Here is a 14,444-nt window from a genome sequence, read left to right on the forward strand (position 1 = left end):
AGGTAAAAATCATCCTCATTACTTTATCAAGTTTGAATAATGAATAAATTTTAACCAAATTCACACATTTCTTAAAGTTAGAAATTTTTTAAAAAAAATACTCAAGTCAAGACTGTTTTTTATTTATTTCTTTGTTAAGATATCCAGGAAAATTCTTCCACCCCACAAAACACAACCTGTGGATAACTTACCTCTTCATTTCATTCGGTAAAAAGCTCTGACCTCTCCATATTTTTTGAAAACCCTTATTGGATAAGGCTTATTGCTTATTTAGCTATTTTATTTTCTAAATTCATTTATCCACAAAATCTGTGGATAATCCTGTGTACATGATGTAAAACACCATATGAAATCAGCTTCATTTGCAGTTGCTTCAGAACTCTCCAAAGTGCTCTCCGAAAAAATTTAGGTTTAAAACTCGATTTTTTTATTTTTTTCATTACCAAGTACAGAGGGATTTTAACCAATCTAAGGGCATTCCTTAAGGTCAAGATTTTTTTAAAAAAAATACTCAAGTCAAGACTGTTTTTTATTTTTTTCTTTGATAAGATATCCAAGAAAAAATTCTTACCCCTAAAAACACATCTGTGGATAACATCTTTCTTCATAGCGCCAAATAAAAAACCAGACTTATTTCCCTCTTCAAGAAATTATTATTCTATAAGGCTTATTCAACATTGGTTCATTATTCAACTAAAAACCATTTATCCACAAAATCTGTGGATAATCCTGTGAATAGTATGCATAACATCATGTGAAATCAATTTATTTAGGTGCACCTCCCCTTACCCAGACTACTCCGGCTCACATCATTGAGTATAAGTTTTAATATAAAAAAATTCATAACCATGTTTAAATAGACCCAATAACAAATAAACAAAATTGAATCTTGAATTTGAATAAAAATCCCATTTCATTTTTAATTAGGTAACATTAACTTCAAAATACATATGGCTCATAACGATAGATATTTACAGGCAAAAAAAGTAACGCTTTTGGGAGCTATTTCAAATGCTCTACTTGGCCTCATTAAACTTATTGGGGGATATTTTTTTCACTCTCATGCACTGGTAGCAGATGGAGTTCATTCTTTGTCTGATCTCATAACAGACGCAATGGTTTTGTTTGCTTCCAAATATGGCAGTCTTGATGCGGATGCCAGTCATCCTTATGGCCATCAACGTATTGAAACAGCTGCGACTTTGTTGTTATCTCTCTTACTTATTTTCGCAGGTATTGGCATTGCATGGGATTCAATATATGACTTACTCCACTCCCATTTCATCACCCCCACCTGGTTTACCCTGCCAATAATTAGCATTTCAATCCTAAGCAATGAAATTTTGTTCCACTATACCCTGTATATAGGAAGATGCATTAATTCCAAATTAATTACAGCAAATGCCTGGCATCATCGCTCAGATGCAGCATCCTCGCTGGTTGTCTTAGTAGGCTTGGTTGGAAGTATTGCCGGTTTTAGTTATCTTGATGCCGTAGCAGCAATTATAGTCGGTCTTATGATTGTAAAAATGGGTTGGGATTATGCTTGGAATAGTGTAAAGGAACTAGTAGATACCGCAGTCAGTCCCGAGTTATTGGCACGCATTGAAGAAGTAATTCAAAATGTGGATGGAGTTGAAAAAATCCATCAATTACGAACTCGATCTATGGGAGAAGATGTATTAATTGATGTACATATTTTAGTTTCACCTAAAATTTCCGTTTCTGAAGGACATTACATAGCCCAACACGTCCACCATGCACTTGCAGACCAAATAGAAAGCGTTAAAGATGTAATTGTGCATGTTGATCCCGAAGATGATGAGCAATGCTGTCCCTCTTTGCATTTACCGAGCAGAAAAGTATTGCACGAATTATTACTTAAGGAAGTGCATATTGATTTCCCTCAAATTCAATTTTGGAATTTACATTATCTGGATGGCAAAATTGGGATAGATATAGTGTGCGATGATACTTTCAGTCAGTGGCAAGAATTACATAAGCGAATAATTCGGGCATTAAAACTGCAATCCGATATTGTAGAAGTTCGTTTATTTAGCTTGCATGAGGCCATGCATCCCCACTAAACTACGGGATTTAATTAAGTCTAGTTGTTTCTAGGTAAACTATGACCTGGGTGAAGCAGCGAAATCCGGGGTTTAAAAAACTTATTTAAGTCCATAAAATTCCCGAGTCTCACTTCAATTCACCTAAGCTGTAGTGCGACTGGATCACTATTTAAACTATAAAATTCTAGAATAAAGAATAGGATAAACAATGGTATCACCTACCAGCTTAAAGATTTTTTTTGCATGTTCCATTTTTATAGTCATTTTAATTGCTGGCTGGTATCCGTTTAGAAAACGAATTAAAGACGATCAGCATATTGATTTTCCTGTGGGAGAAACTTTAGCTACCGGAGTTTTTTTAGGGGCTGGATTGTTGCATATGCTTCCCGATGCGAATTCATTATTTCAAAAAATGGGATATAACTACCCTTTTGCTTACATCATTACCGGTGCCGTATTTCTAATTTTTCTCTGGTTTGAACATTTGGGTAAAGAACTTTATCATCATCATAATACAAAACATCCTGCCTTTGCCCTCTTAGCCTGGGGGATGCTATCTGTTCATTCAATTATGTTGGGCGCAGCATTAGGGTTATCACATTATAACTCCATGATCATTATGATCTTTCTTGCAATAATTACCCATAAATGGGCAGAAAGTTTTGCTGTTGCAGTGCAATTGAATAAAAGTTCTATGAGCATGAATACTAGCCTTGTCTTTTTCATCTTATTCAGCTTGATGACTCCGCTGGGTATTTATTTAGGTTGGTACTTTGGTCATGGAGTAGAAACCGATTCTTTATTTGACCCAATTTTACTTGCTGCTTCAGCCGGGACATTTCTCTATCTAGGAACCTTACATGGCTTAGAACGCTGTGTTATGGTAGAGCGTTGTTGTAATCTTAAAGATTTCAGTTTCGTGATTATAGGCTTCTCACTTATGGCGTTGGTGGCGATTTATGTCTAAATTATTACAACAGAAACCAATTATCCTCGCCTCCAGCTCTCCAATAAGATTAAAATTGATGCAATCTCTTGGTATTGAATTTTCTGTGATTCCTTCTCACTGTGATGAAGATGCAATCAAAGCTTCCTGTCACTCAGAAAGCGCACTGGGTTTAGGGTATGCGCTTGCAGCAAGTAAAGCATTGGCTGTAAGCCAGCAATTCCCGGAACATTATGTTATTGGCGCAGACCAACTTTGTTTGATTGGTAAAACTCTGCTGAACAAACCGTTGGATCATCCTACTGCTATAGACCATTTGCGTTTATTAAGCGGCAAGGAACATCTGCAAATTTCCTGTCTTTGCATTGCAAAAAATAATGAACTCCTATGGCAACATCATGAAACAGCGCATTTAACAATGCATCATTTAAGTGAAAAAACAATTGAAGCTTATTTGCAAAGTGAAAAGCCTTATCATAGTTGTGGGGGCTATCAGTATGAAAGCCAAGGTAAATGGTTATTTAAAGAAGTCCAGGGCACTGAAGATACCATTTTAGGTTTACCTTTACTCCCTTTATCCAACGCACTACTGAAAGTGGGTGCAGTTAGTTTCTGATTCAAAGCTCAGTTATGAATTAACTGGAAAGCAAATGCGCAACCAATGATTCCCAAAAAGATGGTATTTTTCCTCGGTCGGTATACATCAACTCAGACATAAAAAATAAAAAAATCATAAGCTTACGAATTATTGTATTTATTAAGATCATTTTGTTATGATTCTTTATCACTACCTTATGGCATTGAGAGTAATGGAAGGAAAACTTGAAAATCATGTTAGGCAATCACCGGCATTAAGTTTGTTTGAATTTAAAACTAAATTCACCAACTATATGAAAACATGTGCCATTTTTAAAATAACTGCTGAAAAGAGAATTGCCGAGTTAGAGTTAAGAAATGACCATGATGCTCTTATCGAACTGTATGAACAGATGATGGAAACTGTTCAAGAGCAAGCCACAGTTTATGAAGAGCACTTAAAAGCCGCTGAAATCTATACCAACAACACGTGGGAGTTGAATCCACGGATTGCTCGAGAAATTGACCGACAAAAAGAATATAGAGAGAAGTTACAGTTAAAATTGGTTCAAATAAAATCTTTAAAATTTTTATTTTCTTTGGATCCAAGTGGACTTATTGAGGAAGCATTAAAAAATAAATCATCAGCTTTACTCATTATTCAAACTCCGAAACTGATTGCACAAATCCCTAACCATCAATTACCGGATATGACGCGCCAAGACCCGGAGCTCATTAAGTCCCTAGCCCAGGTTTTAGGGGGCCGTGAGTATACGTTTGAGCTATCTAATCTTTTTACACGACTCAAACAGCAGGCACAAAATGAGGTTGATAACGTTTTCATTGTCGAAAAAGAAAATTCTGCGATCCGCGATTTATTACTTAAAATTAATAAATATCTTGATAAAAAAATAGATCAAGCCCTAAACCAAAATTCGCCTCCATGGGCGCTCGGATATTTTGGCTCACGTCATAAAATAAATAGAAACGATAAAAAGGTACCTGTTCCACAAGGGATCTATGAATTAAAAACTCATTTAGAGCAACTCAACCAATTCTCTCCCAGTGAAATCTTGGCAAAGATGCAAAATACACTGCAGATCAAAAACCAAGACAAGCAAGATGAATCCTTGCTTCAACAATTTAAAAGACTTATTAGCTATCTTTTGGGATACTGCCAATCACCAGAAACCTCAGCCGAATATGAATACTTGGATCAAGTAACAGCAGGAAAACTATCTATCTCTTGACAAATTAAGTACAGATCAAAACAATACTTCAATTGAAAAAGCAGACTCAACTGCATTCAGATTGAAAAAAATTTTAATCGTAATCAGGACTCAACATGCAAATTTCTAAAATACAAGCCCGTGAAATTCTAGATTCTCGGGGTAACCCTACTGTTGAAGCAGATGTTATTTTAAAAAATGGAACCCAAGGAAGAGCTAGTGTTCCATCCGGAGCATCCACAGGAAGTCGCGAAGCCTGTGAACTCCGGGATCAGGACCCCAAACGCTATAATGGTAAGGGCGTGCAACACGCTGTAGCTTATGTTAATCATGAAATCAACCAAGCCTTACATCTTTTTTCCATTGAAGATCAAAATGCTTTGGATCATAAACTATGTCAGTTAGACGGTACAGAGAATAAATCACGTCTTGGAGCCAATGCCATTCTCGCAGTTTCTCTTGCAGCTGCAAGAGCGCGAGCAAATGAGCATAAGTTGCCTTTGTATGCTGCTTTAAACCAAGGTGAAAAAATGTGCATGCCCGTGCCTATGATGAATATCTTAAATGGGGGTGCGCATGCGGATAATAATGTTGATATTCAAGAATTCATGATTATGCCTGTGGGTGCTGCAGATTTCCCTACTGCCTTAAGAATGGGTACGGAAATTTTTCATGAATTAAAATCTGTTTTAAAAAAACAAGGTTTAAATACCGCTGTGGGAGATGAAGGAGGTTTCGCACCCAATATAAAATCGAACCGTCAAGCACTAGATCTACTTTGTGAAGCAATTGAAAAAGCAGGATTTAAATTAGGTGATGAGATCGTACTTGCTTTGGATGTCGCTGCGTCCGAACTATATGACCAGGGCATGTATCATATTACTTCGGAAAATCAAAAATTTACCTCCATGCAACTTATTGATTATTATGCTAATCTCGTTGCTAATTATCCTATAGTAAGTATTGAAGATGGCCTGGATGAAAAGGATTGGAGCGGATGGAGTCATTTAACCGCCCAATTGGGTGGAACAATTCAATTGGTAGGTGATGATGTATTTGTGACTAATCCAAAAATTTTACAAGAAGGTATCACTCAAAAAGTGGCCAACGCCATCCTCATTAAAGTAAACCAAATCGGAACCTTGAGTGAAACGCGACAAACCATTCAGTTAGCCCACCAAAATGGCTATCGTTGTGTAATGTCACATCGTTCAGGTGAAACCGAAGATACCTTTATTGCAGATCTTGCCGTTGCTACAGGATGTGGTCAAATTAAAACAGGATCCCTATGCCGCACCGATCGGGTTGCAAAATACAATCAACTGTTACGCATTAATGAAATTGCCGCATTACCTTATGCAGGAAAATCCATATTAAAAAGATAGATTTTTCCATTTTAACTTGTAGCCTGGGCGAAAGCCGTAACCCGGGCTAGCATTTCTTCTGGACCTCAGGTCCACTCCCGCGGCTTCAAAACACTAATCTTCCGAAAAATGAATATTTGTGTTGTATTTGGTGCGATTAAGACAAAAACTGCTTCGAAATACTTTAATATTTGCTTCATTAGCAAATACTTTGCGTGCAAACTCGTTATAGTGAGTCATATCCGCAACATGAATTATTAATAAATAATCAGTCTCTCCTGAAACAAAATAGCATTGTTTAACCTCTTCTTGTTCCGCCATCTTACGTTCAAAATGTGCCAACAAATCCTCTCTTTGCTTTTCTAAGGTAATATTTGCAAAGACTATAAGCCCACGTCCTGCTTTAAAAGGATCGACCAAAGAAACGTCCTTTACAATGATGCCCTCATCACGTAATCGTTTCACACGACGAAAACATGGAGGAGCAGAAATTCCTACCTTTTCAGCAAGGGCCAGATTGGTAATTTGGTTATCTTTTTGCAGTAAATTTAAAATCTTGCGATCAATTTTATCCAAATGGACTTTTTCAACCTTATTTTCTGACATTTTTTCCGCATTTTTTTTCATATATTACCCATAATCTAAAATTTCACATTATAAATTGAAATAAAATGTCATGAAATAAAAAATTTATTTATTTTTATTTCATGTTACATTTTAATTCCGACAAAAGCTCTAAAAGGAAACAATTATGATAAGAAATGCGCGGATTGATGAAATTGATAACTTAAATAAACTCATTGAGCATTCTGCACGTCGGTTGAGCCAAGAAGACTATTCAGAAAAGGAAATTGAAGGAGCAATTCATTTTATTTTTGGAATAGATAAAGAGCTTATCCAAGATCAAACCTATTACGTCATAGAAGATGAAAGAACTGTAGTTGCCTGTGGTGGATGGAGTAAACGCAGCACCTTATTCGGTGGTGATCAATGTAACGCACGAGTAGAAGGTTTTTTAAACCCACAAACAGATTATGCCAAGATCAGGGCTTTCTTTGTGCATCCAAACTACGCTCGGAAAGGTTTGGGAACAATGCTTTTGGAATATTGTGAACGGCAAGCATTGCTTCATGGATTCTCAAAAACGGAAATGATGGCAACCTTACCTGGCGTAAAACTATATCAGGTTTGTGGCTATCAAATTATTGAATCAGAATATTTTTCCCTCCCCGATGGAAACAAGTTTAAAATGGTAAAAATGATAAAACACTTATAATTAAACCTTTTAAAAGGAGAGGTTGAGTGCGGTGAACTATACGAAGTATAGTGGTTTCGCTTCACTGTACTTATCCTCACTCTAATGCTAGTTATTTTTTTTAGAATGATAATCTGGGATTTCTTTAGGATATCGGCCTTTTATTGTTTTAAAAAAATCAAGAATCATAGGGAAGTCTTTATCAATATTACCCGAGGGTTGGAACTTTTTATGAATTCGAAGTTCTTTTGTTGAATAATCTGGACCTACCATAACTATCGGCAACCCTGCTTGGCATGCGATATGGTAAAACCCCTCTTTCCAGCGGGTTACTGCACTACGCGTACCCTCAGGAGTAATCGCAAGCTTAAACTCATCACGGGAACGAAATATTTCTACTACTTCATCTACAGTCTTATTTTTTTTAGAACGGTCTACAGGGGCTCCACCCAAGAACTTCAACAACACACCTAAAGGAAAAAAGAACAATTGATCTTTTGCCAAAAAGTTAATTTTAACACCCAAGGAAAAACGGGCAAACAACCCCACGGCAAAATCCCAATTACTGGTGTGAGGAGCAACGACGACCAAATACTTTTTATCTTCTGGTAATTCGCCGACAACTTTCCATCCAAATAGTTTTAAAATAAAACGACCGAATTTTTTCATAATCAAAATCAATAATTATTTCTTTTTAGTATATACAAATTATCATGTTGATACACCTCTATCTCACCTAGGAATCTAGCCCATTAATCCAACAATGATAAAAAACCAATAATCCACACCACGATGTAATTATTTATACTAAAATGATACATATATATAGGTGGAGCTATGGAGTGCCAAATGAAAAAACAAGATCCTGCACTTGAATTTTCCAACCCGCGTTTACTGGCAAGTGTTTATTATGGATTACTCTCTGTTGTCGGAACGATTCTCATTAATGCTTTTCTCACAACAATTGGTTATGTCGAGCTTGTACCTCTATTTAAAGCCGTTATTCTGGGAATGATTGTAGCTTCTATCACTGGAGCTATATTTGGAGAACGAATCATCCATTGCCCTGAACCTTATAAACTCAAAACATTTATGTTAGGTTTTATCATGGTTCTACTTTCACTACCTTTCTTTGATCTCGGTATATTGCTTTTTATGGACACAACAGAAAACCAGGCATTGAGAGTGAATAGTTTTAGCGATTTTCTATATGCGTATTGTGTGATCCTTGCTTACAGCTATATTCTTTTTGGATTCTTACTCGCCATTGCATCGGGATTAGCCTCAATCTATTTACGCGGCCGATTTGTCCAGCATGTTTTGTATACGGATAAGAGGGAAAGTCATCGCTTACCTCGATATGTAAAGGCAAGAAAAAAAACCAAATCTAAATCAGCACCGAAAACTCGTACTTTGCAGCGCAAAAAAACTTAAGTAAAATCTTCTTTTACTTTGCTTGTCATCGCATTCTTGCCTGAGGGAAAGTTCAAACCTAACCAGGGATCCTATCTGAGATTCCTGGGGTTCCACTTTCGTGCCACCTAGGCTTTAAAGCACCCTGAATATAATTGATTTTGGACTTTTATGCCTACATGTACTTTCACTGATAAAGAGGATCTTTTTCTTCGATTAGCTCAAAACAACACTGTTCTCACCCCAAATAATCGCCTCAGTGAAGCGATACTTCAACAGTATTTCGCGCAATCTAAAAAACAAACTGTTAAAAAACCGCGATGCATGCCTTATAGGGTTGCGCTCGTTAAGGTCTATGAACAGCTCAACTGTATCAATCCCAATAGTTCTCATCCCACTTTGTTGAACAACACTCAATGCCAGTATTTATGGCGAAAAATAATTCAGTCTGAATCTGATATAACCTATAGCGAGGGTCTGCTCGAGTCCATAATGAGTGCTTGGGAACGTTGCCAACTCTGGCAAATTAGCATGGAAGATCCGACTTTTTACTACACTACGCAAACCCAACAATTTCAAAAGTGGTGGCAATTATTTGATAATCAATTAAAAGAACTCCATTTAATTACTGAATATCACTTAATCCCTTATTTACTCAATGCTAATAGTTCTTTTTTTTCCCAAGATATGGTTTGGGTATGTTTTGATGATTTTACTCCTCAGCAAATACTTCTGCAGGAACATCTTGATAAAAAGGGATTTAGGCAATACCAATATGATTTGGAAGAAAAATTATCCACTACTTCAGTATTTGCGGCGAAAGACAGCAAAGAAGAATATCAACAGCTTATGTCCTGGCTTCATTTAAAAATACAAGAAGGAAACCAACGCATCGGAGTCGTGGTACCCAATCTAGAGCGAGAATCTCCTTCACTACAAAGAATGTTGACGCAGCATTTTGAACCTACATCCTTTAACATCTCTTTAGGACAATCTCTAAGCGATTTCCCTTTAGTCGCCCATGCTTTATGCTGGCTTAGATTGGATGCCCATCTCAGTTCACATCAAGCAAACTTGCTTCTTCAATCACCTTATTTAGGTGGCTCTAAAGAAGAATTCATCGCACGCTCTGAGTACTTACAAGAGGGTGGATTATTAGCAAATCATTCGCTCCCTTTAAGTAGTTTGATAAAGGACCTGCATCGAGGCTCCCCACATCTTGCTGATTTATTAGACAATCTTACTCCTTATCCTCCTGAAGCTCCGGTTGAGGAATGGATAAACCTATTTCAAAAACGTCTAAATACTTTGGGATTTCCAGGTGAATATACCCTTAGCTCGGAAAATTATCAGTGTCTAAATCGTTTTATTGCTGTTTTTGATGAACTGAGACAATTTGCTTTACTCAAATCAAGTTTCACACAATCAGAGGCGTTAGAGGCAGTACGGCATCTCACGGACAACACCATTTTTCAGGCACAAAAAACCAATGCCCCCATTCAAATTTCAGGTCTTCTGGAGGCTTCAGGATGTGAGTTTGATAGTTTATGGATCACGGGATTAACCGATCAATGTTTGCCTCAAAAAGTTCAATTATCCGCATTTATTCCACCGCCGTTACAACGTCAATTATGCATGCCTCATAGCTTGCCTGCTCGTGAATTACAGTTTGCTCATCAGATCGTGCAACGATTACAAAGAAGTGCCGACTCTATAGTATTTAGCTATGCTCAGTTAGAGGCGGATACCCCCAATTTACCTTGTTCATTAATTACTCATTTCCCTAAATTTGAACCTCTATCAAAATCTTCTGAGATAAAATTATCTGAATTAATAACTCTAGAAGAACACTTTAACATCCCTGTATTACCCGAAGAGAAAATTCATGGAGGGACAGCAATTCTATCAAATCAAGCCAAATGTCCTTTTAAAGCATTTGCTGAACACCGCCTGCGTGCTAAAACCTTTTTACAAACAAGAGATGGTTTAGACCATAAAGAACGCGGCCAAATCATTCATAAGGTAATGGAGCTGTTATGGCAAAAATTGGAGAGCCACTATAAATTGAGTCATTTAAGCGAAGAGCTGTTGGAACTGCATATTGATGAAGCTATTCATGGGGCTTTAGCCTTATTAAATAACCAGTATGGTGACTCCACGAATCAAATCAGGGAGATAGAATATACCCGTTTAAAACGTTTGGTCCACGCCTGCCTTGAATGGGAAAAAAAGCGTGCTCCTTTTACAGTCGCAGCTCTTGAGCAATCTTATGAAATTAATTTAGCTGGCATTGATTTTCAAGTGCGTGTTGATCGCTTAGATCAAATTGAAGACAAGAAATGGGTTATTGATTATAAAAGCACTCTACCAACCAGTAAACCCTGGAATGAAGAACGACCTAAAGAATCACAATTATTGGTGTATGCATTGCTTGATGAGCAAATAAATACGCTGTTACTCTTACAATTGAAAACCGGGAAAATTAGCTGCTATGGTTTTAGCGAAGAAAAACAAAGTATAAGCGGAATAACCTCTTTAAAGAAAGATGAAACATGGACGGAATATAGGAATATCTGGCAAAAACAACTCACTGATTTAGCACAAGAATTCCAAGAAGGTTACTGCGCGCCGCAACCCTCTCATTTAACTATTTGTCAACAATGTGATTTTCAGAGTTTATGTCGTTTTCAAGTAGAAGAGTAAATATTCAATTTTGACTTTGACATAAAAATAATCTTATTTTGATGTCGCACTTTTGTTAATTATGTTATAAGACTTTTAACCCATTCAAACACAATTGAAGTGGTTTTAATCCCCATGGTTTCCCTATTATTAATAATAACAACGAGATGAATCATGCCTTTTAATCATACGAAATTAGAACGACGTTTAAAAGCTTGTAACAAAAAATTACGCGCTCTGTTTGCTGATGTTGAAGATGTAAAATTACAACACCAAGTAAATGCAGTAAACGATTATTATAACCTTTCTTATACCAAAGCAACTTCTGCGCAAAGGGTTGAACAAATTGCTGCCAGCTATGAATCATTCGTAGATCGCTTAACCAATGTAAAGAATGGAGAACTGAATCCCAAAGAAGCAGCAGAACAAGTTGGAAGTGCTTGTGAGTCCAGAAAAATTGGTGTTTTATTCCATAATCTTGCTAAAGCATGCGAATTTATGTTCTATGCAGCAACAGCATTTTCGCTGTACGCAGGTATCTTTGGTATCGCTCTACCCGTACTCATTGTCCAACCAGTTTTAGGTGTTGCCGTCGGAATAACCATTGTAGGAGCAATGTTGGGAGCAATATACAAAGCCGGTAATTGCCTCACAGAATTAAGATCATTAAGTCGTCATGATACTGAATACACGAATGAGATAAGTTTGGTTTCATTCTTTAAACCAAAGCATCAAGAAAAAGCACTTTACCAAACTGAAAAGGAGGAGTTAGATACTTCTTGTTGTTTTAGTGCAGTATCCAACTAAATTCCGTCGTCTATATTCTATAGAGTAGCCTGGGGGGTAATGCAAAATGAAGTTTCGCTTTTTGCTGACCCAGGCTAAATTTTTTATAACACTTGCTACAATTGCGAAATTTAACCAGATGTTTAATAATGATAAAATCACGGGACAAGGGAGTGAACATGTCACTCAAATTAGCTAAGGTACGAATTCTATATAGTAGTTTACTTGCATGTTTACTGACTAGTTGTTTTCATCCTCCGTATAATAATTTCAAGCCAGTGCACCCCATGCCGAGGAGAGTTGCTACTGGAGCTGTTGTAGGGACTGCGGTGGGCGCAGCAACAACAGGAACTGTAGCCGGAGCCTTAGTAGGTACTGTAGCCGGAGGCACGTTGGGCGCTGCCGTAGGACTTTACAAAGCCAGTAGAGGCAGCATTATTAAAGAATTAAATAAAGAAAATATCGAGTATGTACAATATGGGGATACGATTACCTTAATTGTCCCTGTTGATAAATATTTTATGTTTGAAAGCCCTCGCCTCAATGAGATTTGTTATCCAGGTTTGGAAAATATCATTAGATTATTAAAATTTTATCCCAACAGTCCTGTTTATGTTGCAGGATTTACGGACAATGTAGGTACACGTCACCATAAAAAACTACTATCCCAAGCTCAAGCTGAAACCATGCTTACCTTTTTATGGGCTAATAACATTCCTGCCCAACTTCTTAAAGCAGAGGGTTATGGGGATAAAAATGATGTAGGTGACAATAAATTAATACATGGTAGTGCATTTAATCGTCGCATTGAAATTCAGTGGTTCAATAATTACGGTACTAAGACTTGTGCAACATGTCCAATTCCAGTACCATCGCCCGTAGTATATTCAATGAAGTAAAGGCGAATAATGCAGTCAAGATTTATTGGTGGAATTCTTTTAATTGTTGGTACCTCTATAGGCGGAGGAATGCTCGCCCTACCCGTTGCCAATGCAGCAACGGGTTTTTGGCAGTCTTCGATTGTTCTGTTCCTTTGCTGGGTATTTATGACCTTAGGAGCATTTTTCATTCTTGAAGCAAACCTTTATTTACCTCGCGGAAAACATATGGTTTCCATGGCACAAGCCACTTTGGGTAATTATGGCTTGCTTGCTGCCTGGATAAGCTACCTTTTCCTACTCTATACCCTGCTCTCAGCATACATTTCAGGGGGATCTGATGTATTAAACAGTCTTCTTTTTAAAATAGGATTGCACCTTGCTGATTGGCAAGCAAGTTTGTTGTTCACCCTTCTTTTTGGACTAGTTGTTTACGGTGGAATTCGTTATGTGGACTATGTCAACCGCGGCTTGATGTTTGGTAAATTGGCTGTTTATTTCTTGCTAGTATTATTTATTGCACCACATATTGAATTAGAACATTTACGTCATGGGAACATCCAATATATTGGAGGTGCCATTATGATTTTAATTACCTCTTTCGGATTTGCCATCATTGTTCCCAATCTAAGAGATTATTTTGATGATGATGTAAAACAATTGAAAAAAGTTATTTTTATTGGTTCGTTAATTCCTCTCTTTTGTTATTTGGCTTGGGATGCTGTAATTATAGGCGCACTTCCCTCTGAAGGAAGTCAAAATCTTGAGAGTTTAATGCATAATCCACACACTACCAGTGCTCTAGCAAGCCTACTCTCGAATAAAGTACAAAATACCATGATCAGTGCTTTATTTAATTTCTTCACTTCTATTTGTATGCTAACTGCATTCCTAGGCGTATCCCTTTGCTTGTACAGTTTTCTTGCAGATGGATTAAAGTTACGTGAGCGAGGAAATCATGGCATCGGGTTATTTTTACTCACATTTGCCCCCCCATTACTTATCGTTGTTTATTATCCTGGCGCGTACATTCATGCATTAAGTTACGCCGGTATCTTTTGTATCATTCTCCTACTACTTTTACCTGCATTAATGTGTTATTTTGGCAGAAAAAGTCATCGTTCTGTTTTTATCGTTCCAGGGGGTAAATGGACCCAGGGTGCTGTAATTGTTGTTTCTATCGGATTATTGATACACGAACTTTTGAATTTACTGTAAATAATCAGAATAGATCCTCATCACTCAG

General features: G+C 37.1%; 13 protein-coding genes. 11 read left to right on the forward strand and 2 right to left on the reverse strand.

What is annotated here, in order from left to right; translation table 11 throughout:
* Positions 1 to 950: 950 nt before the first annotated feature.
* The 5 genes from ACWTE2_RS04505 (at position 951) to eno (ending at position 6,205) form a co-directional block, all read left to right on the forward strand.
* A complete protein-coding gene (locus tag ACWTE2_RS04505) occupies positions 951 to 2,087 on the forward strand; it encodes a cation diffusion facilitator family transporter (protein WP_454784331.1) in 1,137 nt (378 codons plus the stop codon).
* Between the two features lie 190 nt (positions 2,088 to 2,277).
* A complete protein-coding gene (locus ACWTE2_RS04510; protein ID WP_182391302.1) occupies positions 2,278 to 3,036 on the forward strand; it encodes a ZIP family metal transporter in 759 nt (252 codons plus the stop codon).
* Positions 3,029 to 3,631 (forward strand): Maf family protein, encoded by a 603-nt coding sequence (locus tag ACWTE2_RS04515; protein WP_454784332.1) that lies wholly within the window; start codon positions 3,029 to 3,031, stop codon positions 3,629 to 3,631. Before ACWTE2_RS04510 ends, ACWTE2_RS04515 begins: the two co-directional genes overlap by 8 nt.
* Before the next feature lie 193 nt (positions 3,632 to 3,824).
* Positions 3,825 to 4,841: a hypothetical protein gene (locus ACWTE2_RS04520; RefSeq protein WP_454784333.1), complete on the forward strand. Its 1,017-nt coding sequence runs from the start codon at positions 3,825 to 3,827 to the stop codon at positions 4,839 to 4,841.
* A gap of 95 nt (positions 4,842 to 4,936) precedes the next feature.
* Complete coding sequence (gene eno / locus ACWTE2_RS04525) at positions 4,937 to 6,205, forward strand: phosphopyruvate hydratase (RefSeq protein ID WP_454784334.1); 1,269 nt, start codon at positions 4,937 to 4,939, stop codon at positions 6,203 to 6,205.
* A 93-nt stretch (positions 6,206 to 6,298) separates the two neighbouring features.
* On the opposite strand, the gene ACWTE2_RS04530 is transcribed toward eno, so the two are convergent.
* Entirely contained in the window at positions 6,299 to 6,811 is a 513-nt protein-coding gene (locus tag ACWTE2_RS04530) for an Lrp/AsnC family transcriptional regulator (RefSeq protein ID WP_454784335.1), read from the reverse strand.
* A 124-nt stretch (positions 6,812 to 6,935) separates the two neighbouring features.
* Here ACWTE2_RS04530 and ACWTE2_RS04535 point away from each other — a divergent pair, with 124 nt between their 5' ends.
* Positions 6,936 to 7,460 (forward strand): GNAT family N-acetyltransferase, encoded by a 525-nt coding sequence (locus ACWTE2_RS04535; RefSeq protein ID WP_454784336.1) that lies wholly within the window; start codon positions 6,936 to 6,938, stop codon positions 7,458 to 7,460.
* 87 nt (positions 7,461 to 7,547) lie between these two features.
* Here ACWTE2_RS04535 and ACWTE2_RS04540 read toward each other — a convergent pair whose 3' ends face one another.
* The gene (locus tag ACWTE2_RS04540) at positions 7,548 to 8,108 is read right to left on the reverse strand and encodes a lysophospholipid acyltransferase family protein (protein WP_454784337.1); all 561 of its coding nucleotides are present in this window, start codon (positions 8,106 to 8,108) and stop codon (positions 7,548 to 7,550) included.
* A gap of 180 nt (positions 8,109 to 8,288) precedes the next feature.
* On the opposite strand from ACWTE2_RS04540, the gene ACWTE2_RS04545 reads away from it, so the two are divergent.
* The 5 genes from ACWTE2_RS04545 (at position 8,289) to ACWTE2_RS04565 (ending at position 14,416) form a co-directional block, all read left to right on the forward strand.
* Positions 8,289 to 8,873, forward strand: a complete 585-nt coding sequence (locus tag ACWTE2_RS04545; RefSeq protein ID WP_454784338.1) for a hypothetical protein — start codon at positions 8,289 to 8,291, stop codon at positions 8,871 to 8,873.
* 150 nt (positions 8,874 to 9,023) lie between these two features.
* Complete coding sequence (locus ACWTE2_RS04550; protein WP_454784339.1) at positions 9,024 to 11,555, forward strand: PD-(D/E)XK nuclease family protein; 2,532 nt, start codon at positions 9,024 to 9,026, stop codon at positions 11,553 to 11,555.
* A gap of 153 nt (positions 11,556 to 11,708) precedes the next feature.
* Positions 11,709 to 12,341, forward strand: coding sequence for a DUF5638 domain-containing protein (locus tag ACWTE2_RS04555; protein WP_454784340.1), 633 nt, complete (start codon positions 11,709 to 11,711; stop codon positions 12,339 to 12,341).
* 158 nt (positions 12,342 to 12,499) lie between these two features.
* The gene (cmpA, locus tag ACWTE2_RS04560; RefSeq protein ID WP_454784341.1) at positions 12,500 to 13,219 is read left to right on the forward strand and encodes a C-OmpA-like family protein CmpA; all 720 of its coding nucleotides are present in this window, start codon (positions 12,500 to 12,502) and stop codon (positions 13,217 to 13,219) included.
* A gap of 9 nt (positions 13,220 to 13,228) precedes the next feature.
* A complete protein-coding gene (locus tag ACWTE2_RS04565) occupies positions 13,229 to 14,416 on the forward strand; it encodes an amino acid permease (protein WP_454784342.1) in 1,188 nt (395 codons plus the stop codon).
* Positions 14,417 to 14,444: the final 28 nt, after the last annotated feature.

This window comes from Legionella nigrisilvae (genome assembly GCF_977063395.2).

Bases quoted from the DNA above. Each gene is read 5' to 3' on its own strand.
- ACWTE2_RS04530 (WP_454784335.1), bottom strand. From the start codon at position 6,811: ATGAAAAAAAATGCGGAAAAAATGTCAGAAAATAAGGTTGAAAAAGTC.
- ACWTE2_RS04550 (WP_454784339.1), top strand. From the start codon at position 9,024: ATGCCTACATGTACTTTCACTGATAAAGAGGATCTTTTTCTTCGATTA.
- cmpA (WP_454784341.1), top strand. From the start codon at position 12,500: ATGTCACTCAAATTAGCTAAGGTACGAATTCTATATAGTAGTTTACTT.
- ACWTE2_RS04515 (WP_454784332.1), top strand. From the start codon at position 3,029: ATGTCTAAATTATTACAACAGAAACCAATTATCCTCGCCTCCAGCTCT.
- ACWTE2_RS04510 (WP_182391302.1), top strand. From the start codon at position 2,278: ATGGTATCACCTACCAGCTTAAAGATTTTTTTTGCATGTTCCATTTTT.
- ACWTE2_RS04505 (WP_454784331.1), top strand. From the start codon at position 951: ATGGCTCATAACGATAGATATTTACAGGCAAAAAAAGTAACGCTTTTG.
- ACWTE2_RS04535 (WP_454784336.1), top strand. From the start codon at position 6,936: ATGATAAGAAATGCGCGGATTGATGAAATTGATAACTTAAATAAACTC.
- ACWTE2_RS04555 (WP_454784340.1), top strand. From the start codon at position 11,709: ATGCCTTTTAATCATACGAAATTAGAACGACGTTTAAAAGCTTGTAAC.
- ACWTE2_RS04565 (WP_454784342.1), top strand. From the start codon at position 13,229: ATGCAGTCAAGATTTATTGGTGGAATTCTTTTAATTGTTGGTACCTCT.
- ACWTE2_RS04520 (WP_454784333.1), top strand. From the start codon at position 3,825: ATGGAAGGAAAACTTGAAAATCATGTTAGGCAATCACCGGCATTAAGT.
- ACWTE2_RS04545 (WP_454784338.1), top strand. From the start codon at position 8,289: ATGAAAAAACAAGATCCTGCACTTGAATTTTCCAACCCGCGTTTACTG.
- eno (WP_454784334.1), top strand. From the start codon at position 4,937: ATGCAAATTTCTAAAATACAAGCCCGTGAAATTCTAGATTCTCGGGGT.
- ACWTE2_RS04540 (WP_454784337.1), bottom strand. From the start codon at position 8,108: ATGAAAAAATTCGGTCGTTTTATTTTAAAACTATTTGGATGGAAAGTT.